The 20,093-nt window shown below is 71.0% G+C and carries 16 protein-coding genes and 1 tRNA gene; 8 read left to right on the top strand and 9 right to left on the bottom strand.

Annotated elements, in window-relative coordinates:
• Positions 1-39: 39 nt before the first annotated feature.
• Genes F1C12_RS21655 through F1C12_RS21645 form a run of 3 tightly spaced genes read right to left on the bottom strand, consistent with a single transcriptional unit; the run spans position 40 to position 3,300 of the window.
• On the bottom strand, positions 40-939 hold the full coding sequence (locus tag F1C12_RS21655; protein ID WP_185276853.1) for a carbohydrate ABC transporter permease: 900 nt from the start codon (positions 937-939) through the stop codon (positions 40-42).
• A complete protein-coding gene (locus F1C12_RS21650) occupies positions 936-1,925 on the bottom strand; it encodes a carbohydrate ABC transporter permease (protein WP_185276852.1) in 990 nt (329 codons plus the stop codon). Before F1C12_RS21650 ends, F1C12_RS21655 begins: the two co-directional genes overlap by 4 nt.
• A 13-nt stretch (positions 1,926-1,938) precedes the next feature.
• Positions 1,939-3,300 carry an ABC transporter substrate-binding protein gene (locus F1C12_RS21645; protein WP_185276851.1) on the bottom strand — a complete coding sequence of 454 codons (1,362 nt, stop codon included), beginning with the start codon at positions 3,298-3,300 and terminating at the stop codon, positions 1,939-1,941.
• A gap of 146 nt (positions 3,301-3,446) precedes the next feature.
• On the opposite strand from F1C12_RS21645, the gene F1C12_RS21640 reads away from it, so the two are divergent.
• The 4 genes from F1C12_RS21640 (at position 3,447) to F1C12_RS21625 (ending at position 7,932) form a co-directional block, all read left to right on the top strand.
• Complete coding sequence (locus tag F1C12_RS21640) at positions 3,447-4,511, top strand: LacI family DNA-binding transcriptional regulator (RefSeq protein WP_185276850.1); 1,065 nt, start codon at positions 3,447-3,449, stop codon at positions 4,509-4,511.
• A complete protein-coding gene (gene uxaC, locus F1C12_RS21635) occupies positions 4,508-5,923 on the top strand; it encodes a glucuronate isomerase (protein WP_185276849.1) in 1,416 nt (471 codons plus the stop codon). The genes F1C12_RS21640 and uxaC overlap by 4 nt, the downstream gene beginning before the upstream one ends.
• 161 nt (positions 5,924-6,084) lie before the next feature.
• Entirely contained in the window at positions 6,085-7,494 is a 1,410-nt protein-coding gene (gene gndA / locus F1C12_RS21630; RefSeq protein ID WP_258046272.1) for an NADP-dependent phosphogluconate dehydrogenase, read from the top strand.
• A gap of 90 nt (positions 7,495-7,584) precedes the next feature.
• The gene (locus F1C12_RS21625) at positions 7,585-7,932 is read left to right on the top strand and encodes a hypothetical protein (protein ID WP_185276847.1); all 348 of its coding nucleotides are present in this window, start codon (positions 7,585-7,587) and stop codon (positions 7,930-7,932) included.
• Between the two features lie 14 nt (positions 7,933-7,946).
• On the opposite strand, the gene F1C12_RS21620 is transcribed toward F1C12_RS21625, so the two are convergent.
• The 3 genes from F1C12_RS21620 to F1C12_RS21610 all read right to left on the bottom strand — a co-directional run bounded on the left by F1C12_RS21620 (position 7,947) and on the right by F1C12_RS21610 (position 10,496).
• Positions 7,947-8,924, bottom strand: coding sequence for a ribose-phosphate diphosphokinase (locus F1C12_RS21620; protein WP_185276846.1), 978 nt, complete (start codon positions 8,922-8,924; stop codon positions 7,947-7,949).
• Positions 8,925-10,367, bottom strand: coding sequence for a bifunctional UDP-N-acetylglucosamine diphosphorylase/glucosamine-1-phosphate N-acetyltransferase GlmU (gene glmU / locus F1C12_RS21615; RefSeq protein ID WP_185276845.1), 1,443 nt, complete (start codon positions 10,365-10,367; stop codon positions 8,925-8,927).
• Between the two features lie 57 nt (positions 10,368-10,424).
• Positions 10,425-10,496: transfer RNA gene (locus F1C12_RS21610), tRNA-Gln, on the bottom strand.
• 81 nt (positions 10,497-10,577) lie between these two features.
• Here F1C12_RS21610 and F1C12_RS21605 point away from each other — a divergent pair.
• From F1C12_RS21605 to F1C12_RS21595, 3 genes are all read left to right on the top strand, one after another.
• Positions 10,578-11,108 carry a MarR family winged helix-turn-helix transcriptional regulator gene (locus F1C12_RS21605; RefSeq protein ID WP_185276844.1) on the top strand — a complete coding sequence of 177 codons (531 nt, stop codon included), beginning with the start codon at positions 10,578-10,580 and terminating at the stop codon, positions 11,106-11,108.
• A gap of 84 nt (positions 11,109-11,192) precedes the next feature.
• Positions 11,193-13,802, top strand: coding sequence for a glycosyltransferase (locus F1C12_RS21600; protein WP_185276843.1), 2,610 nt, complete (start codon positions 11,193-11,195; stop codon positions 13,800-13,802).
• Positions 13,803-13,862: 60 nt separating this feature from the next.
• Positions 13,863-14,903: a DUF2207 family protein gene (locus tag F1C12_RS21595; protein WP_185276842.1), complete on the top strand. Its 1,041-nt coding sequence runs from the start codon at positions 13,863-13,865 to the stop codon at positions 14,901-14,903.
• Positions 14,904-14,925: 22 nt separating this feature from the next.
• Here the strand turns inward: F1C12_RS21595 and F1C12_RS21590 are convergent, their stop codons facing one another.
• Together F1C12_RS21590 and F1C12_RS21585 are read right to left on the bottom strand one after the other, a co-directional pair.
• Positions 14,926-16,551: an acyl-CoA dehydrogenase family protein gene (locus F1C12_RS21590; RefSeq protein ID WP_185276841.1), complete on the bottom strand. Its 1,626-nt coding sequence runs from the start codon at positions 16,549-16,551 to the stop codon at positions 14,926-14,928.
• A gap of 9 nt (positions 16,552-16,560) precedes the next feature.
• On the bottom strand, positions 16,561-17,379 hold the full coding sequence (locus F1C12_RS21585; RefSeq protein WP_185276840.1) for an alpha/beta hydrolase family protein: 819 nt from the start codon (positions 17,377-17,379) through the stop codon (positions 16,561-16,563).
• Positions 17,380-17,517: 138 nt separating this feature from the next.
• On the opposite strand from F1C12_RS21585, the gene F1C12_RS21580 reads away from it, so the two are divergent.
• Positions 17,518-18,084 (top strand): GNAT family N-acetyltransferase, encoded by a 567-nt coding sequence (locus tag F1C12_RS21580; protein ID WP_258046055.1) that lies wholly within the window; start codon positions 17,518-17,520, stop codon positions 18,082-18,084.
• Positions 18,085-18,265: 181 nt separating this feature from the next.
• Here F1C12_RS21580 and F1C12_RS21575 read toward each other — a convergent pair whose 3' ends face one another.
• A complete protein-coding gene (locus F1C12_RS21575) occupies positions 18,266-20,059 on the bottom strand; it encodes an ABC-F family ATP-binding cassette domain-containing protein (RefSeq protein ID WP_185276838.1) in 1,794 nt (597 codons plus the stop codon).
• Positions 20,060-20,093 lie beyond the last annotated feature (34 nt).

Below are 20,093 nucleotides of genomic sequence, written 5' to 3'. Positions count from 1 at the left end.
TCTCAGTCACTCTCACTTCTCTTGTCTCGACTTCTTCTCTCATTTGACTCCGCCGGCGGTCAGGCCGCCGACGAGGTAGCGCTGGAACACCAGGTAGAGCGCGACGACCGGCACGGCGCAGATCAGCGACGCCGCCATCATCTGCCCGTACAGCGGCAGGGCTCCACCCTCCTGCGCCACGGTGAACACCTGGAGCGCGACGGCGGCCGTGCGCGTGTCCGGGTTCGTCATCACCGAGGCGAACAGCACGTCGTTCCAGCCGAGCAGGAAGGCGAAGATGCCGGCGACGACCACGCCCGGCCAGCTCAGCGGCAGGACGATCGTGGTCAGGATGCGCCACGACGAGGCTCCGTCGATGCGCGCCGCTTCCTCCAGCTCGCGCGGGAGCCCGCGCAGGTAGGTCACCATCACCCAGGTCGAGAACGGCAGCGCGAACGTCAGGTAGGTGACGAACAGCGACCACCGCGTCCCGATGATCGGGATGCCGAGCGCGCTCGACGCCGACGAGAACAGCACGAACACCGGCAGCAGCATGAGCGTCCCGGGGATCGACTGCAGCCCGAGCAGGCCGCGCAGGAAGGTGAGCCGGCCGCGGAACGCGAACCGCACCAGCACGTACGCGGTCGCCACCGACAGGAAGGCGCACACGATCGCGACGCCGCCGGCGACGATGACGCTGTTCATCAGCCCGTTGCCGAGCGCGACCGTCGACCACACCTTGATGTAGTTGTCGAAGTGCAGCGAGCTCGGGAAGAACTGGCCGCTGGCGACGCCGATGTCGGAGTTCACCGACGACAGCAGCACGTACAGGATGGGCAGAAGAGCGACGCACAGCAGGATGGCGATGATGACCGCCTGCAGCGGGCGCGGCAGCAGCCGGTAGACGTCTCCGGTGCCGCGGCGGCGCGCAGCGCGTGCGGTGGGGGCGGAGGCGGTCATGCCGTCTTCTCCTTCCGGTCGTCGCCGGTGTCGAGCCGGACCGCGCGCAGGTAGATGAACAGCGGGATCGCGATGAGGATCAGCGAGACGACGGCCATCGCCGCGCTCAGCCCGAAGCGGAAGCTCTGGAAGCTGGTCACATACGTCAGCACAGGGAGCACATTGACGGCGGAGGGCGCCGGCACGCCGAAGAGCACGAACGGCAGCGTGAAGCCGTTGATGTTGTGCAGCAGCGAGATGATCAGCGCCAGCGCGATCGGCCCGCGCAGGTGCGGCAGGATGACGTAGCGCAGCTTCGCCCACCAGCCCGCGCCGTCGAGCGCTGCGGCCTCGTGGACCTCGTTCTCGACCGACTGCAGACCGGCGAGCACCAGCAGGTAGAAGAACGGCCAGGACGACCAGATCTGCACCATGACGAGGGTCCAGTAGCTGAGCGGCCCGTTCAGCCAGAGCCCGGTGTGGATGCCGAGGTTGCCGAGGACCGTGTCCACGATGCCGTGCGGCTGCAGCATGGTGTGCCAGAACGTGCCGACCACGAAGCCCGGGAGCACGTACGGCACCAGGAACAGCGAGCGCACCAGCGCACGGCCGCGGAACGCGTTCTGCGTCGCGAGTGCCGCGGCGACGCCGATCGGCAGGGTCACGACGGCCGCGATGACGGCGAACGAGACGCTGATCCAGATCGACTGCAGCAGCGAGGACGAGGTCAGCGCCTCGATGTAGTTCCCGAGCCCGATGAACGGCGCCGAGACCCAGTCCCGCAGCGTGTACATGTCGAGGTCGAGGGTCGAGATGACGATCGCGAACACGAACGGGACGATGATGACCAGCAGCATGAGGATGCCGCCGGGCAGGAGCAGCCAGAGCGGCCGGTTCCGCTGCTGCACGGTGCGGCGCCCGCGGCGGGGCGTCCCGCCCGTCCGCGGAGGCGTCGCCTCCGCGGACGGCCGGACGGTCGCGGCCGGAGCCGCGGTGTCGGTGGACATGACGATCGACCCGCTACTTCTTGGCCTTGTCCAGCGAGCCCTGGGCCGTCGACTGCGCGGTCTTCAGCAGCTGGGACAGCTCGGAGTTGCTGACCGACCCGTTGGACAGGCTCGGGATGGACTGCACGACCACGTTGGTCAGGGCGAGCTGGGTGTCGCCCCAGGCGCCGGTGAACGGCGTGGCCACCGACTTGCCGATCGCGTCGACGATCGGGGCGATGATCGGCTTCGACTTCTGGAGCTCGTCCGCGGCCTGCGCGTTCGAGGGCAGGTCGCCGAGGAGCTTGAACTCCTTGGTCTGCATGTCGGCGCGAGTCACCATGTTGATGTAGGCGAAGGCCAGGTCCTGGTTCTTCGAGTACGAGGCGACCACGAGGTTGTCACCGGAGACGATGCTCGCCGCCGGCTTGCCGCTGGACGGGTTGGACGACTTGCCCGGCGTGACGGTCGGCATCAGCGCGTACGCGTACTTGCCGGCCACGGCGGACGAGTCCAGCGCCTCCATGGAGCTGGCGGACACCATCGGCAGGTACGCGGCCTTGCCCGACGCGAACGCCGCGACGGCCTGCGGGTTCTTCCAGCCGACCGCGGCCGGGTCGACGGCCTTCTGCTGGGTGAGCCAGCCGAAATAGGTCTCGTAGGCCTTCTGGGTGATGGGGTCGTCGAGGCGCGCCTTGTTCGACTTCAGGTCGAGGAGCGGGTTGCCGCCCTGGAGGGACATCGCCCAGATGAACTTCCACGGGTCGTAGTTGTCGGCGTAGCCGACCGCGACGCCGTAGGTGTCGCCGGTGGTGAGCTTCTTGGCCTGGCTCGCGAAGTCGTCCCAGGTGGTGGCCGGCTTGTCGATGCCCGCGGCCTTCAGCAGATCCTTGTTGTACGCCATCACGAACGGGCGCTGCGCGAGCGGCACCGCGATCTGGTTCTTGGCGTCCGGGCCGGACATGCCGAGCGAGGCGGGGACGAAGCGGTCGCGGCCGCCCACCTTGGTCCAGTCGGCGTCGGTGAGCTTGACGAAGGCGCCGGTGGCGTACGCGGTCGGCGTGAACGTGGTGCCGAGGGCGTAGACGTCCGGGCCCTGCCCGGAGACGACCGAGGTCTGGATCTTGGTGAGCTCGTCGTTGGAGCTGGCGAAGGTGTCGAAGGCCAGCGTCGCCCCGGTCTCCTTCGTGAACTGGGCCTGGAGCTCGGAGAACCACTCCTTCTGCTGCTGGGGATAGAGCCCGCTCACGCCGGTGTAGACGGTGAGGGTGCGGCCCTTGCCGTCGACGGCCGTGGAGGTGGGGTTCGATCCGCCGCCGGAGGACGAGCATCCGGTCAGAGCGAGGCCGATGGCGGCCAGCCCGGCGACCGCGCCGAGCGCGAAACGTGATCTCATTCGTGACTCTCCTTTGAGGACGGGATCTGGTGGATCGTGTCCCCCGGGCGCGGTGCACACCGGAGGACTGCCGCCGAGCCTAGGCAGTCCGGCAATCGTGCTGCAACCGATTGCCAAAAATTGCCATGGTGTGCTGTGATGGGCGCATGAGCCCTCAGCTTCGCGGGTATCCCGACGGGACGGACCGCCCCGCCACCCTCGCCGACGTGGCCGCCGCCAGCGGTGTCGCCACCTCGACGGCCTCCCGCGCGCTCTCCAATCCAGGCCGGGTCAACGCGATCACCCGCGAGCGGATCGAGCAGGCCGCGCGGGAGCTCAACTACATCCCCAACTCCCAGGCCAGAGCGCTCACCAGCGGCCGCACGCGCTGCATCGCCGTGCTGGTCTCCGACGTCACGAACCCGTTCTACTTCGGCATCATCCGCGGCACCCAGCAGCAGCTCAAGGCCGCGGGCTACACGCAGCTCCTGGTCGACACCGAGGAGTCCGACGAGCTGGAGGACGGGATGCTGCACAAGCTGCGCCCGTCCTTCGACGGCGCGATCCTGGCCGCGTCCCGCCTGACCGACCGCCGGCTGACGGCGCTCGCGGCCGACGTGCCGATCGTCGCGATCAACCGGCAGACCCGCGGGGTCGCCAACGTCTTCATCGACACCCCCAACGGCGTCGAGCAGGCGGTCGGGCACCTGGCGTCGCTCGGCCACCGCTCGATCGTCTACGCGTCGGGGCCGGAGACCTCCTGGTCGAACGAGCGCCGCTGGCGGGCGCTGGTCCGCGCCGCGGAGCGCTACGAGGTGGAGACGCTCCGGGTCGGCCCGTTCGCGCCGCGGCAGTACGCGGGCGCCGCGGCGGCCGACGCCGTGCTGCACGCGGGAGCGACGGCCTGCATCGCGTTCAACGACCTCCTCGCCATCGGGATGCTGGCCCGGTTCCGCGAGCGCGGCGTCTCCGTGCCGGACGACGTCTCACTGGTCGGCTGCGACGACATCTTCGGCGCCGACTTCTGCAACCCGCCGCTGACCACCCTGACGGCCCCGATCGAGCAGGCCGGCCGTACGGCCGTCGCCATGCTGCTCGCCCGGCTGGACGAGAGCGCGGCTCCGGTCAGCCGGCAGGCGGCGACGCTCCCGACGCACCTGACGGTCCGGGCCTCCACCGGTCCAGCGCCCGCCACTCCGACACCGCACATCTCGACGAAAGGACGCGCATGACCGCGCTCGCCCCGCACCCCGACCGCCTCTTCCCCGCGGACCCGGCCGAGCGCGATCTGGCCAGGCGGCTGCACGCGACGGTCGCCGACGCGCCGATCTACTCGCCGCACGGGCACGTGCCTGCGGCCATGCTGGCCGACGACGAGCCGTTCCCGGACCCGGCCGCCCTGCTGATCACACCGGACCACTACGTGACGCGGATGCTGCACGCTGTCGGGGTCCCGCTCGGCGACCTCGGGCTCGCCCGCGAGGGTGTGCCCTCCCCCGCCTCCGGCCGCGCGATCTGGCGGTCCCTCTGCGAGCACTGGGACGTCTTCCTCGGCACCCCTGTGCGGTTCTGGTTCGAGTCCGAGTTCAGCGAGGTGTTCGGGCTGACCGAGCAGCCGTCGGCGCAGAACGCGGACGCGCTCTACGACCAGCTCTCGGCCACCCTCGCGTCGCCGGAGTTCCGGCCGCGCGCGCTGTTCGACCGGTTCCGGATCGCGGTGCTCGCGACCACCGACGATCCGGCCGACGACCTGGAGGCGCACGCCCGCCTCGCCGCAGACCCGACGTTCACCGGCCGCGTCGTCCCGACCTTCCGCGCCGACCGCTACATGCACCCGGACGAGCACGGCTGGGCCGGCCGCCTCGACCGGCTGGCCGCCCGCGCCGACGTCGACACGTCGAGCTACACCGGGCTGCTGGACGCCCTCCGCGCCCGCCGCGCCGCGTTCGCTGCCGCGGGCGGCACCGCGACCGACACCGGGGTGATCGACACGGGCAGCGAGCCCCTGAGCGAGGCCGAGGCCTCCCGCATCCACCGTGCCGCCCTCGACGGATCGGTCACCGCCGCTGAGGCCGTCGCCTACCGCCGCAACATGCTCTACCGGCTGGCCGAGATGGCCGCGGAGGACGGGCTCGTCATGCAGCTCCACCCCGGTGTGCACCGCAACCACCACCGGCCCACCTTCAACGCCTACGGCCCGGACACCGGGCACGACCTCCCCGCGGTCGGCTCCTTCACCGAACCGCTGACCCCGATCCTGCGCGACTTCGGCACCGACCCGACCTTCCGGCTGGTCCTGTTCACGGTGGACGAGACCACCTTCTCGCGCGAGATCGCGCCGCTCGCGGGCTTCTACCCGTCCGTCTACGCCGGGGCGCCCTGGTGGTTCCTGGACACCCCGGCGGCGATCCTGCGCTACCGGAGGGCGATCACCGACAGCGCCGGCTTCACCAAGACCAGCGGCTTCATCGACGACACCCGGGCGTTCTGCTCCATCCCCGCGCGGCACGACATGTCGCGTCGGGTGGACGCGTCGTTCCTGGCCTCCCTCGTCGTCACCCACCAGCTCGCCGAGGAGGACGCGTTCTCCCTCGCGCACCGGCTGGTCGACGACATCCCGCGCACGACGTTCCGCCTGGGCTGAGCGAGGCCCCGACCTCACAGCGCCCTGCCTGGGCTGTGCGTCATACAACGAATCACGGCGCGGACGGACGACTACGCTTGATCCAAACCATCTCAACGAAGGAGTCCTCCGTGCCCGAGAACCACGCAACGGCCAACATCGGAGTTGTCGGTCTGGCTGTGATGGGGTCGAATCTGGCCCGTAACCTCGCTTCGCGCGAGGGCAACACCGTCGCCGTCTTCAACCGGACCTACGCACGCACCGAGGAGTTGGTGGACGCCCATCCGGAGGCCGGGTTCGTGTCCTCCGAGCAGATCGACGAGTTCGTCGCCTCGCTCTCCAAGCCGCGCACCGCGATCATCATGGTCCAGGCCGGCCGCGGCACCGACGCGGTGATCGACCAGCTGGTGGAGCGGTTCGAGCCGGGCGACATCATCGTCGACGGTGGCAACGCGAACTTCCACGACACCATCGAGCGGGAGAAGCGGATCGCGCCGACCGGCATCCACTTCGTCGGCGCGGGCATCTCCGGCGGCGAGGAGGGCGCGCTGAACGGCCCCTCCATCATGCCGGGCGGCTCGGCGGAGTCGTACGAGACCCTCGGGCCGATCCTGGCCTCCATCGCCGCGGTCGCCGAGGGCGAGCCCTGTGTCACCCACGTCGGCACCGACGGCGCCGGCCACTTCGTGAAGATGATCCACAACGGCATCGAGTACGCCGACATGCAGCTCATCGCGGAGGCGTACGACCTGCTCCGCACCGTCGGCGGGCTTTCGCCGGCGCAGATCGCGGACGTGTTCGCCGAGTGGAACAAGGGCTACCTCGAGTCGTACCTGATCGAGATCACCGCCGAGGTGCTGCGCCAGGTGGACGCCGAGACCGGCAAACCGTTCGTGGACATCGTCCTGGACCAGGCCGGGTCGAAGGGCACCGGCGTCTGGACCGTGCAGAACGCGCTCGACCTGGGCATCCCGGTCGGCGGCATCGCGGAGGCCGTCTTCGCCCGCGCCGTCTCCTCCAAGCCGGCGCAGCGCGCTGCCGTGCAGGCGACCATCACCTCGCGTCCCGAGGTGCAGAAGGCCGCCGACGTGGCCGCGTTCGCCGACGACGTGTCGAAGGCGCTGTACGCGTCCAAGGTCGTCGCCTACGCGCAGGGCTTCGACGCGATCATCGCGGGGGCTGAGAAGTACGGCTGGAACATCAACAAGGACAAGATCGCCAAGATCTGGCGCGGCGGCTGCATCATCCGCGCCCAGTTCCTCAACCGGATCGCCGACGCCTACGACGAGAACCCCGACATCGCCACCCTGCTGGAGGCCCCCTACTTCGCCGACGCCGTCCGCGAGGGCGAGGCCGCCTGGCGCCGCATCGTCGCCACCGCCGCGCTCTCCGGCGTCCCGGTCCCCGGCTTCGGCTCGGCACTGTCGTACTACGACTCGCTGGCCTCCACCCACCTCCCCGCCGCGCTCGTCCAGGGCCAACGCGACTTCTTCGGCGCCCACACCTACAAGCGCGTCGACAAGGACGGCGTCTTCCACACCCTCTGGTCAGGCGACCGCACCGAGATCGAAACCGAAGGCTCCTCGCACTAGCGCTTCCCGTCGCTCAGCAAGTGCTCCGAATCATCACGATTCGGAGCACTTTCTGTACGCGGGGGCCGCGGGGGATGCAGACTCGTAGGCGTGACGTTCGAGGACCACCCGGAGCTGACGGAGTACGAGCCGTCGGACCGCCCCCTGCGCGGACGGAAGCGCACGATCGCGACCCGCGTCTTCGTCGTCGTCGCTCTCACGGCGCTGCTGCTGCCGGGGATCATGCTGACGATCAGCATCCAGACCGACACCGCGGACTACACGTGCGACGTCTACGCCCGGCACTACCAGCCGGACTCGGTGAGCTCGTCCGCCCGCTTCGAGCTGTTCGCGCCCGCCGGCCCGGGATGGCAGTGCTACGCGCTGAACACCGAGGGCGACGCGACGTTCGTAGCCCCCCTCGGCCTCATCCCCTCCGCTCCCCACACCCTCCCCTGACGCCGAAGGGCAGGTCAGGCGGCGCCGTCGAACATCGACGTCACCGAGCCGTCGGTGAAGACCTCGCGGATCGCGTTCGCCAGCAGCGGCGCGATCGGGAGGACGGTGAGGCCGTCCCAGCGCTTGTGCGCGGGCAGCGGCAGCGTGTCGGTGACGACGACCGAGTCGATCGCCTCCGACTGCAGCAGCTCCACGGCCGGGTCGCTGAACACGGCGTGGGTCGCGGCGACCACGACGCCGATCGCGCCGGCGGCCTTCAGCGCCTCCGCGGCCTTCACGATGGTGCGGCCGGTGTCGATCAGGTCGTCCACCAGGAGGCAGACGCGGCCCTTCACGTCGCCGACGATCTCGTGCACCGAGACCTGGTTGGGAACCAGCGGATCGCGGCGCTTGTGGATGATCGCGAGGGGGACGCCGAGCTTGTCGCTCCAGATGTCCGCGACGCGCACGCGGCCCATGTCGGGCGACACGACGGTCAGCGTCGACGGGTCGAGCTCACGCTGCATGTGGTCCAGGAGCACCGGCATGGCGAAAAGGTGGTCGACCGGGCCGTCGAAGAAGCCCTGGATCTGGGCGGCGTGGAGGTCGACCGACATGATGCGGTCGGCGCCGGCGGCCTTGAACAGGTCGGCGACCAGGCGTGCCGAGATCGGCTCGCGGCCGCGGCCCTTCTTGTCCTGGCGCGCGTACGGGTAGAACGGCGCGACCACGGTGATGCGCTTGGCGGAGGCGCGCTTCAGCGCGTCCACCATGATCAGCTGCTCCATGAGCCACTCGTTGATCGGGGAGGTGTGCGACTGGATCACGAACGCGTCGGAGCCGCGGACGCTCTCGTCGAACCGCGCGTAGATCTCACCGTTCGCGAAGGTGCGGGAGTCGGTGGGAACCAGCTCGCTGCCGAGGCACTCGGCGATCTGCTCGGCGAGCTCGGGATGCGCACGCCCCGAGATCAGAACGAGTCGTTTCTGGCCGGTGGCAGTGATCCCTGACACTTACTCTCCGCTCTCTTCCGTCGCCCCGCTCTGTTCAGCGGCGCGTGCGGCTTCGGTGCCCGGCCGCTTCTGCGCGACCCAGCCTTCGATGTTTCGTTGCGGCGCGACGGTGATGGCGAGCGCCCCAGCTGGAACGTCCTTCCGGACGACCGTTCCCGCTCCGGTGTACGCTCCGTCACCCATCCTAACGGGCGCGACGAGCACCGTGTTCGTGCTGATCCGGACGTGCGAGCCGATGGTCGTGCGGTGCTTGTTCACGCCGTCGTAGTTGGCGGTGATGACGCCGGCCCCGAGGTTGCCCTTCTCCCCCACCTCGGCGTCGCCGACGTAGTTGAAGTGGGCGAGCTTGGTGCCCGCGCCGATGACCGCGTTCTTGGTCTCGGAGAACGTGCCGATCTTGCCGTTCGCGCCGAGGATCGTGCCGGGGCGGAGGTAGGAGAACGGGCCGACCGTCGCGCCGTCGCCGATGACCGCGAGCGTGGCGTCGGTGCGCTTGACCGTCGCGCCCGCTCCGACCTCGGTGTCGACCAGCGTGGTGTCCGGGCCGACCTCGGCGCCGGTGCGGACGACGGTCGCGCCGCGCAGCTGCGTGCCGGGGAGGATGGTGACGTCGGGCTCGAGGACGACCTTCACGTCGATCCAGGTCGTCGCCGGGTCCTGCACGGTCACGCCGGCGAGCTGCCAGGTGCGCACGACGAGCGCGTTGAGACGGGCCGCGGCCTCGCTGAGCTGGGCGCGGTCGTTGATGCCCTCCACGAGCCACGACTCGGACACCGGGAGGGCGTCCACGTCGAAGCCGGCCTCCCGCAGCAGCCCGATGACGTCGGTGATGTACTTCTCGCCCTGGGCGTTGTCGGTGGTCACGTTGGCGAGCATGTCGCGCAGGGCCGCTGCGCCGAAGACGTAGATGCCGGCGTTGATCTCGCCGATCGCGCGCTCGGCCTCCGTGGCGTCCTTGTGCTCCACGATCCGGTCGAGGTGACCCTCCGGCGTGCGCACGATGCGGCCGTAGCCGGTGGCGTCGGCCGGGAACGACGAGAGGATGGTCGCCGCGGCTCCGCCCGCGCGGTGCGCCGAGACCAGCTCGCGCAGCGTCGCGGCGTCGAGCAGCGGGACATCGCCGTTGACCACGAGCACGTCGCCCGCGAAGCCCTCGGGGAGCGCCGCGACGGCCTGCTCGACCGCGCGGCCGGTGCCGGGCACCTCGTCCTGGTCGACGATGACCGCCTCCGGCAGGTCCGCCTCGATCACCTCGGCCAGCCGGTCGCGCTCGTGGCGCACGACCGCGACGACGCGGGCGGCGTCCAGCTCGCGCGCGGTCGCCAGCACGTGGCCGACGATCGGGATGCCGCCGAGCGGGTGCAGCAGCTTGGGCGTGGCGGACTTCATCCGCGTGCCCTGGCCGGCGGCGAGGACGACGATGGCGAGATTCTGATCGGTCATGGAAGCTCCGGGTGCGATGAGGTCGGGCGGATGTCGTGTCGGTCGGGCGGACGAACGCTCCGCCTCCAGGACTCGAACCTAGACCTCACAGCTCCAAAGGCTGTCGTGCTGCCATTACACCAAGGCGGACCGCGCAACGCGCACAGACAGTCTGCCAGACTCGGCCCGCGCCGCCGCCGAGCGGAGGCCCGCGCCGAATAGCATGGAGGGATGGCGGAGGCACAAGACCAGGGCGGGCGCACCGGCGCGCGCGACGAGGTCGACCGCATCGTCGGCGCCTGGCTGCGCGAGCGGCCCGACCTCGACTTCTCGCCGCTGCAGGTGCTCTCCCGCGTCGACCGGCTCTCCCGCCACCTCGACCGCGCCCGCCGCGGCGCGTTCGACCGCTCCGACCTCGACTCGTGGGAGTTCGATGTGCTCTCGGCGCTGCGCCGCGCGGGGTCGCCGTTCCAGCTCAGCCCCAAGTCGCTCCTCCAGCAGACGCTGGTGTCGTCCGGCACGATGACCAACCGGATCGACCGGCTCGTCGCCCGCGGCCTGGTCGAGCGCCGCACCGACCCGAACGACGGCCGCGGCATCCTCGTGCAGATGACGACCCAGGGCCTGGCCCGGGTGGACGCGGCGATCACGCGGCTCGTGGATGCGGAGGCCGACCTCCTGGAGGCGCTGTCGCCGGGCGAGCAGGAACGCCTGGCCGGCCTCCTGCGCAAGCTCAGCCTCGGCTTCGACGCCGGCGCGTGACGCGGGCCTGACCGGCGGCGTTCCCGGCGCAGGCTTCGCATCCTCTCAGGTGTCTGTTATCCCGCTCTCATAAACTCGTCGCCGATGAGACTTTCCCTGAAGCGCCTTCCGTCCCGGGTGAAGCGCGCAGCCCGCTTCGAGATCCACGCGCACTGGCGCCGGCAGCCGCTCGTCCTGGGCTCCGTCTTCTACGAGTCGTTCTCCGGCAACGGGATGCTCGACAACCCCGAGGCGATCTTCCGGCAGCTGCTCGCCGCACCCGACCTCACGCACCTCACCCACATCTGGGCGCTGTCCGACCTTCACCAGTACCGCGCCGCGGTCGAGGAGTTCGCCGACGACCCGCGCGTCACGTTCGTGCGCTACGGGTCGGCCGCCTACTACCGGGCGCTCGCGACCAGCCAGTACCTGGTCAACAACGCGACGTTCCCGTACGACTTCTCCAAGCGGCAGGGCCAGGTCTACCTCAACACCTGGCACGGCACCCCGCTGAAGCGCATGGGCTACGACATCGAGGGCGGCGCGCTCGCGACCGCGAACATCGTCCGCAACTTCGTCCAGGCCGACTACCTGCTCGCCGCCAACGAGTTCATGACCGACCAGATGTACCGCACCGGCTACAAGCTCGACGGCATCTACCGCGGCACGATCGTCGAGGAGGGCTACCCGCGCGTCGACCGGCAGTTCCTGGACGACGCCCAGCGCGAGGACGTGCGCCGCCGTCTGATCGCCTCCGGCATCCCGCTCGGCGACCGCAAGGTCATCCTGTACGCGCCGACCTGGAAGGGGCAGGTCTTCGGTCGCCCGGAGGACGACCTCGACGCGCTGCTCGCCCACATCGCCCAGGTGGAGGAGCGGATCGACACGAGCCGCTACGCCGTGCTGGTGAAGACCCACCAGAGCGTGCACGCGCTGGCCGCCGGCCGTCCGGAGCTGGCACGGATGCTCGTGCCGAACGAGATCCCGACCAACCTGGTGCTCGGCGCCACGGACATCCTGGTGTCCGACTACTCCAGCATCTTCTTCGACTTCCTGCGCACCGGGCGGCCGATCCTGTTCTTCACGCCCGACCTCGCCGACTACGCCGGCACCCGCGGCCTCTACTTCGAGCCGGAGGAGTGGCCTGGCCCCGTGCTCATGTCGGCACGCGAGCTCGGCGACGCCCTCGCAGCCGTGGCGGACGACGGCGATCAGGTGCCGGCCGAGGCCCGCGATCGCTACCTCGACCTGCAGCGACGGTTCACCCCGTATGACGACGGCTCGGCCGCCGAGCGCGTCGTGGACATCATGTTCCGCGGCGTCCGCGAGGGCTACCGGCTGCGCACGTCGCTGGACGACGACGGCCGCGAGAAGATCCTGCTGTACCTCGGCGGGATGCGCCCGAACGGCATCACGACCTCCGCGCTCAACCTGCTCAACAACCTGGACCACGAGCGCTACGACGTGTCGGCGTTCTTCGCCCAGAGCAACTCGCAGGCGGCGATCGGCAAGCAGCAGCAGATCCACCCGGCGGTGCGGCAGTTCCCGCGCGTCGGCGGCATGAACGGCGCGAAGCTGCGACACCTGGCCCGTCACCTCGACTTCCGGCGCGGCCGCACCGCCCAGCACGCGGACACCGCCGCGCAGAACCGGCTCTGGGACGACGAGTGGTACCGCTGCTTCGGCGACAGCCGCTTCGGCTACGTGGTCGACTTCTCCGGCTACGGGCCGTTCTGGGCGATCCTGCTCCTGCACTCCCCCGACGCGCAGCGCGCCATCTGGCTGCACAACGATCTGGCCTCCGACGCGCACCGCGAGGTGAACGGCGAGAAGCGGATGCTGCACTCGCTCACCCAGCTCTTCACCCTGTACGCGCAGTACGACCACCTGGTGTCGGTCTCCCCCACGCTCTCCGAGGTGAACCGGACGTCGCTCGCGGAGTTCGCGCCGCCGGAGAAGTTCCTCTCTGCGCTCAACACGGTGGACGCCGAGCACATCCTCGACAACGCGAAGGGCGACCTCCGGACGCTGACCTTCGACGAGGAGACCGGGAGCGTCCCCGACTGGGCCGAGGCGCTGATCGCGCCGGCCGACGGGGTCAAGACGTTCGTCAACGTCGGACGGCTCTCGCCGGAGAAGAACCAGGAGCGCCTCATCCGCGCGTTCGCGCAGGTGCACGCCGACGACCCGAAGACCCGCCTGGTCCTCGTCGGCGCCGGCCCCCTCCAGGACCACCTGGAGGCCGTCGTCGCCGAGCTCGGTCTGCAGGGGTCTGTCCATCTGACCGGGATGCAGCGCAACCCGCACGCGATCATGGCGAAGGCGGACTGCTTCGTGCTGTCGAGCGACTACGAGGGCCAGCCGATGGTGATCCTCGAGGCGCTGGTCCTCGGCCTCCCGATCGTGACGGTGGAGTTCGCGTCCGCGAAGAACGCCCTCCCGGCGGGCAGCGGCCTGGTCGTCCCCCAGTCGGTCGACGGCGTCGCGGACGGGATGCGCGCGTTCCTGCGCGGCGACGTCCCGGACAGCGTGTTCGACTGGGCGGCGTACAACCGCAAAGCCGTCGGCGAGTTCTACCGCGCGATCGGGGCGGAGCCGATCGTGGCGGCCGCCGCTGAGGTGGAGGCGGCCGCGCCGTCGGCCGTGCCGCTGGACGCGCCGGAGCCGACGCCGGTCGCTGCCTCCGAAGCGACGGAGGCTGCGGCGGCCGAGTAGCGCGGCTCACCCCAGAACCGGGACGGGTGCACCGGCTCCTGCTGCTCCTATGCTGACGGAATGATCTTCGGTGCGCTGCTGCTCACGGTCGCAGCGGCGTTGCTCCTCACAACGCTCCTGATCGCCGAGCGGACGTCCCGGATGCCGCGCTCGCTCGTGGTCGAGTACCTACCGCTTCGGGGCGCGCGAGTCATCGACGACGCCGTGCTCGCCGGCCGGGAGAAGCGGGCGGCGGCGGCCGCGCTGCTCGACCTGGCCGTCCGGGGACGTGTCCGGCTGATCACCGAGCCGGCGCCGAAGCGGAAGCGTCCCACCATCGCGATCGAGGTCGCCGATCCGGGTGCGCTCGGCCGCGACGACCTCGCCCTGCTGGACGCGCTGTTCGCCTTCAGCCGCGGTAAACGCCGCAGGCTCTCGAGGTACACGGGTGAGACCGCGTTCCGGGTGCGCGACCTCATCCGGATGAGCGTCTCCCGGCTCCGGCGCGCGGGGCTGCTGGCGAACGACGGCGTCGCCGGTCCGCTGCTGCTGCGGGCCGGGATGGTCGTCCTGCTCGTCGTCGTCGCCGTCGCGCTGATCGCGTTCCTGGCCGGCGCCCACCTCCTCGGCGTCCTCGCCGTCGGCGCGCTCGCGCTCGTGGTGGCCGAGATCGTCGTGGCCGCGCGGATCCTCCCGCGCCGGTTCACCGCCGCGGCGACCGCGCGTCGTGCGCACCTCGACGGCCTCCGCCAGTACATGCGGCTCGCGGAGGCCGACAGGCTCCGCACCCTCCAGTCGCCGCTCGGCGCCGTGGGGCTGCCCGCCGGCCCGGAGGGCGACGCGGTGCGCCTGAAGCTGCACGAGCGGCTGCTGCCGTACGCCGTGATCTTCGGGATGGAGCGCGAGTGGACGAAGGTGATCGCCGCGGACTACGGCGCGCTCGACGCGGACACCCTCACCGGGCTCGCCGGTGTCGGGCAGTCCGCCGCCGACATCCTTCACGCGGCGGGTGCGCTCGGGGACATCATGGACGCCGTCGGCGCGATCGGCAGCGTGGTGGACGCCGCAGGATCCGCCTTCGATCTGGCCGGAGCACTCGATCTGTTCGATTGGTCTCCCTGAGTCCGCGAGGACGGCCTTCCGCTCAGGCGCGCGCGACGATCCCCGCCGTGTCGAGGCCCGGCGGCAGTTCGCCGTACAACGACCCGCGGTCCGCTCCGAGGCGCGCCGCGACGAACGCGTCCGCGACCGCGGCCGGAGCGTGCCGGATGAGCAGCGACGCCTGCAGCGCCACCGCGAGCGCGGCGACCAGGGCGCGGGCCGACGACTCGTCGGCCTCCGCGACCGCGCGGCGCAGCCGATCGTGGTGCGCGTCGTACGCGGCGTGCGTGCCGCGGGCCGCCGCGAGCTCGGCGTCGAAGGCCGCGACGCTCTCCGGCTCGCGGCCGAGCGCGCGCAGCACATCCAGCGCGATCACGTTGCCGGAGCCCTCCCAGATCGCCATCACCGGCTGCTCCCGATACCGCCGGGCCAGCGGGAACGCCTCGGTGTAGCCGTTGCCGCCCAGGCACTCCATCGCCTCGTAGGCATGACCCGGCCCGCGCTTGCAGACCCAGTACTTGCTCACCGCGGTGGCCAGGCGCCGGAATGCGACCTCGGTGTCGGGGGCATCGTCGTCGTGCGCGCGGGCCAGCCGCAGCGCGACCGCCGTCGCGGCCTCCGACTCCAGCGCCAGATCCGCGAGCACCGCCGTCATCGCGGGCTGCTCGACCAGCCGGCGGCCGAACGCCTCCCGGTGCCGGACGTGCCACGCCGCCTCCGCGACCGCCTGCCGCATCCCGGCCGCGCTGCCGAGCACGCAGTCGAGCCGGGTGCGGTTCACCATCTCCAGGATGGTGCGCACGCCCCGGCCCTCCTCGCCCAGGAGGTAGCCGACCGTGTCCGAGAACTCGACCTCGCTGGAGGCGTTCGACCGGTTGCCGAGCTTGTCCTTCAGCCGCTGGATGAGGAAGACGTTGCGCGTGCCGTCCTCCAGCACCCGCGGCACGACGAAGCAGCTGAGTCCGCCGGCGGTCTGCGCGAGCACCAGGAACGCGTCGGACATCGGCGCAGAGCAGAACCACTTGTGGCCGGTCAGCAGCCAGCGCCCGTCGCCGTCGGCGAGGGCGCGGGTGGTGTTGGCGCGCACGTCCGAGCCGCCCTGCTTCTCGGTCATCGCCATCCCGAACAGCGCGGAGGGCTTGTCGGCCCCGAGCCGCCCGTCGTACTCCCGCGACAGCAGCCGCGGCACCCACTCGGCGGCGAGCTCCGGGGAGGCCGCGAGCGCCGGGACGGCCGCGTGCGACATGGAGATCGGGCAGGCGTGGCCGGGCTCGACCTGCGCGAACAGCATGAATGTCGCCGCGCGCGCGACGTTCGCCCCGGCCCGCGGCTCCGCCCAGGCCGAGGTGTGCGCTCCCGCAGCGACGGCCTCCCGGATCACCCGGTGGTAGCTCTCGTCGTAGTCGACCTCGTCGACGCGGGAACCCCACCGGTCGAAGGTCCGCACCTGCGGCTCGCGCACGTTGGCCCGCTCGGCGTCGGCCTGGAACTCGGCGGACCCGACCAGCCGCCCGACGGCGCCGAGGTCGGACAGCGCCCAGTCGGCGTCGTACCGCTCGACGGCCTCCCGCAGCGGGAGATTCGCGGCGAACTCGTCCAGGTCGACGCGCGGCGGGGACTGGTTGAGGACGGGGGTTTGGGCCTGATTCACGACGATGTGGGTCGGCATGCGGCGAGTCTAACCGGAGGGGCCGTGGGGCGAGTCGCCGATGCCCGAGCTCGCGTGCGGCGGACCATCTCCCCGAATCCACTCGACGACGTCTCGCGCGAGTCCCTCGTCGCCGCGGACCCAGGAGAAGTGCGGATCCTTCCCGACCGGCGGCGCCGGGCGGACGACGGCGGTCACTCGCGAACGCGGCATCTTTCTCCGCAGTTCATCGATGGCTCCTTCCGGGGCGAGCGTGTCGCCGACGACTCCGACCAGGAGCACCCGCTGCTCCGCGCGCCGCAGGTCGTCGTCGTACTCCCGCCCCGTTTCACCCGAACGATAGCGTCCCGTGCGAACCAGATGGGCCCAGTCGAGAAGGAGCCGGCGCGGCTGGCGGCCACCGAAGCCCACCCGATCGCCCGGCCAGTATCCCAGGACGACGGTCAATGCGGCGAAGCACGGCGCGAGGAGCCGGTTGCGGATTCCGCGCCACGATGGGAAGGCGCGGAAGTGCGCTGAGCCTGCCGCGACAAGGACCAGGCCGGAGATGGGAAGCGCCGCGTGCGCGGCGCTGACCGCGGACAGCTGACCGCCGAGGCTGTGCCCCATCAGCCAGATCGGATGACCGGGCCACCGGGATCGAGTCTCGGCCACGATCGCCGGGATGTCGACCTCGACGATCTCGCGGAATCCGCTGTCGGAGTGTCGCCCGCGAACATCGTGCCCCCGGAGGTCGGCGGCGACGACGATGACGCCCAGTCGGCGGAGTCTGTCGATCAGTGGACGGTAGTACGACCAGCCGACACCCATCGCCGGATGGAACACGATCACCGGGGTCGCAGCATCCACGAGATCGGGGACAGCCCAGGTGCCCGACGTCGCGGAATGAGGTGCTGCGTTAGAGATGCGTGTTGCCTTTCGGTGCCGATCGCTCCACTCTATGTGCGGCGGAACCGCCGAACCGCGGTGCGCGATTACGCTGACCGGGTGCGCATCCCCACCACCCTCACCACCGACCGGCTCACCCTGCGACCGTGGCGCGACGACGACGTGGACTTCGCCTTCGACCTCTACTCGCGGTGGGAGGTGGCGCGGTTCCTCGGCCGCACGCCCGCGGTCATGACGGATCGCGTCGAGGCGGAGCGGCGGATCGCCCGGCTGCGGGCGCTGGAGGACGACCTGCGTGCGTTCCGGGTGGTGGAGCTCGCCGGGACGCCGGTCGGCACGGTGATGCTGCAGCCCATCCCGGCGTCCGGCCCAGAGCCGTTGCGGCCGTCCGGGGACACCGAGATCGGCTGGCACTTCCACCCGGAGCACTGGGGCCACGGCTACGCGGCGGAGGCGGCCCGCGCACTCCTCACGGCGGCGCTCGCCGACCTCCCGCGCGTGGTCGCCGTCACCTACCCCGACAACGCCGCGTCGCAGCGGGTCTGCGAGCGGATCGGCATGCGCCGACTCGGCCCGACCGACGCGTACTACAACGTGCGGATGGAACTGTTCGAGGCGTCGGCAACGGAGGAGTCCGGAGCCGACACGCCGCCGGAAGGCAGCTAACGGAGGACTCTCGCGCGCTCCGGAGCCCGATCTCCTCCGTTGCCGACTTGGTAGGAGGGCGAGGTGCGGGGGTAGCGGAGGAGATGGGGGGCAAGGCGAGTGGGATGTCCTCCGATGGCTGCGGTGGTGCGGCGTGGCGGGGTGGATGTCCGCCGTTGCCGACGCGGAGCCGACGTGGGCGTCAGCCCTCCAGCTGCTCGCTCAGCTCCAGCCAGCGGGTCTCCTGGTCGGCGATCTCGCCCTCCAGGGTGCGCAGCTCGTCGGTGAGGCGGCCGAGGCCGACGTAGTCGCTCTGGTCGTGGCGGGCGATCGACTCGTGGTGGGAGGTGACCTGGCCGGCCAGCTTCGCCAGGCGGCGGTCGATGGAGGCGAGCTCCTTCTCGGCTGCGCGCAGGGCGGCGCCGGAGAGCACGGGCGACGCGGGAGCGGAGCCCGAAGCAGCAGGCGCAGCCGACGCAGCAGGCGCCGCACTCCTCTCCCTCCGCAACCGCAGATACTCGTCCACCCCGCCCGGCAGGTGCCGGAACGCCCCCTCCACGACCGCGTACTGCTGGTCGGTCACCCGCTCCACCAGGTAGCGGTCGTGCGACACCACGAGCAGCGTGCCCGGCCAGCCGTCGAGGAGGTCCTCCATCGCGGCGAGCATGTCGGTGTCCAGGTCGTTGGTCGGCTCGTCGAGGATGAGCACGTTCGGCTCGTCCAGCAGGATCAGCAGCAGCTGGAGGCGGCGCTTCTGGCCGCCGGAGAGGTCCTTGACCGGCGTCGAGAGCTGGGCGTTCGTGAAGCCGAGGCGTTCGAGCATCTGGCCGGGTGAGACCTCCTTGCCGCCGGCGAGATAGGTCGTGCGCTTGTCGGCGACGACGGCGCTGACCCGGAGGTCGCGCACGGCCTCCAGCTCGTCCAGCTGCTGGGTGAGGGTCGCGATCTTGACCGTCTTGCCGCGCTTGACCCGGCCGGCCGTCGGCTCGACCGTTCCGGCGACGAGGCCGAGCAGCGTGGACTTGCCCGCGCCGTTGATCCCGAGGATGCCGGTGCGCTCGCCGGGCGCGATCCGCCATTCGACGTCGCGCAGGACGGTCTTCGGCGGGAACTCGACGGTGACGTCGATGAGGTCGACCACGTCCTTGCCGAGCCGTGCGGTCGCGAGCTTGGTCAGTTCGACGGTGTCGCGCGGGGCCGGCTCGTCGGAGATCAGCGCGGCGGCGGCGTCCATCCGGAACTTCGGTTTGGAGGTGCGCGCCGGCGCCCCGCGGCGCAGCCAGGCCAGCTCCTTGCGCATCAGGTTCTGCCGCTTGGTCTCGGCGACCGCCGCCATCCGGTCACGCTCGACGCGCTGCAGGATGTACGCCGCGTAGCCGCCCTCGAACGGCTCCACGATCCCGTCGTGGACCTCCCAGGTCGCCGTCGACACTTCGTCCAGGAACCAGCGGTCGTGCGTCACGACCACGAGCGCCCCGGAGGCGGACGGCCAGCGCCGCTTGAGGTGGTCGGCGAGCCAGGCGACACCCTCGATGTCGAGGTGGTTGGTCGGCTCGTCCAGGAAGAGGATGTCGTGGTCGTGCACCAGGAGGGCGGCGAGCGCCACGCGACGGCGCTGGCCTCCGGAGAGCTCGCCGATCGTCGCGTCCCACGGCACGTCAGAGACCAGGCCGGCCAGCACGTCGCGCACCTTCGGGTCGCCCGCCCAGGTGTGCTCGTCGCGGTCGCCGACGATGGCGCGGCCGACCGTGAGCGCGTCGGGCAGCTCGTCGCGCTGGTCGAGCATCCCGACCGTGACGTCGCGGCGTCGGGTGACCCGGCCGGAGTCCGGTTCGAGACGGCCGGCGAGCAGCGAGAGGAGGGTGGACTTGCCGTCGCCGTTGCGGCCCACGACGCCGATGCGGTCGCCCTCGGAGACGCCGAGCGTCACCGAGTCGAAGACGACCCGCGTCGGGTATTCGAGGTGCAGCGACTCGGCGCCGAGGAGATGAGCCATACGGTCCTCCAGCCTACCGTCGCGAACCGGGGCC

It is taken from the genome of Leifsonia shinshuensis, from assembly GCF_014217625.1.
In the GTDB taxonomy this organism is placed as follows: domain Bacteria; phylum Actinomycetota; class Actinomycetes; order Actinomycetales; family Microbacteriaceae; genus Leifsonia; species Leifsonia shinshuensis_A.
Note: the sequence above shows the minus strand (reverse complement) of the source record. Positions and strands in the feature narration are given on the sequence as shown.

Bases quoted from the DNA above. Each gene is read 5' to 3' on its own strand.
- uxaC (WP_185276849.1), top strand. From the start codon at position 4,508: ATGACCGCGCTCGCCCCGCACCCCGACCGCCTCTTCCCCGCGGACCCG.
- F1C12_RS21595 (WP_185276842.1), top strand. From the start codon at position 13,863: ATGATCTTCGGTGCGCTGCTGCTCACGGTCGCAGCGGCGTTGCTCCTC.
- F1C12_RS21605 (WP_185276844.1), top strand. From the start codon at position 10,578: ATGGCGGAGGCACAAGACCAGGGCGGGCGCACCGGCGCGCGCGACGAG.
- F1C12_RS21645 (WP_185276851.1), bottom strand. From the start codon at position 3,300: ATGAGATCACGTTTCGCGCTCGGCGCGGTCGCCGGGCTGGCCGCCATC.
- F1C12_RS21590 (WP_185276841.1), bottom strand. From the start codon at position 16,551: ATGCCGACCCACATCGTCGTGAATCAGGCCCAAACCCCCGTCCTCAAC.
- glmU (WP_185276845.1), bottom strand. From the start codon at position 10,367: ATGACCGATCAGAATCTCGCCATCGTCGTCCTCGCCGCCGGCCAGGGC.
- gndA (WP_258046272.1), top strand. From the start codon at position 6,085: ATGGGGTCGAATCTGGCCCGTAACCTCGCTTCGCGCGAGGGCAACACC.
- F1C12_RS21575 (WP_185276838.1), bottom strand. From the start codon at position 20,059: ATGGCTCATCTCCTCGGCGCCGAGTCGCTGCACCTCGAATACCCGACG.
- F1C12_RS21655 (WP_185276853.1), bottom strand. From the start codon at position 939: ATGACCGCCTCCGCCCCCACCGCACGCGCTGCGCGCCGCCGCGGCACC.
- F1C12_RS21600 (WP_185276843.1), top strand. From the start codon at position 11,193: ATGAGACTTTCCCTGAAGCGCCTTCCGTCCCGGGTGAAGCGCGCAGCC.
- F1C12_RS21640 (WP_185276850.1), top strand. From the start codon at position 3,447: ATGAGCCCTCAGCTTCGCGGGTATCCCGACGGGACGGACCGCCCCGCC.
- F1C12_RS21650 (WP_185276852.1), bottom strand. From the start codon at position 1,925: ATGTCCACCGACACCGCGGCTCCGGCCGCGACCGTCCGGCCGTCCGCG.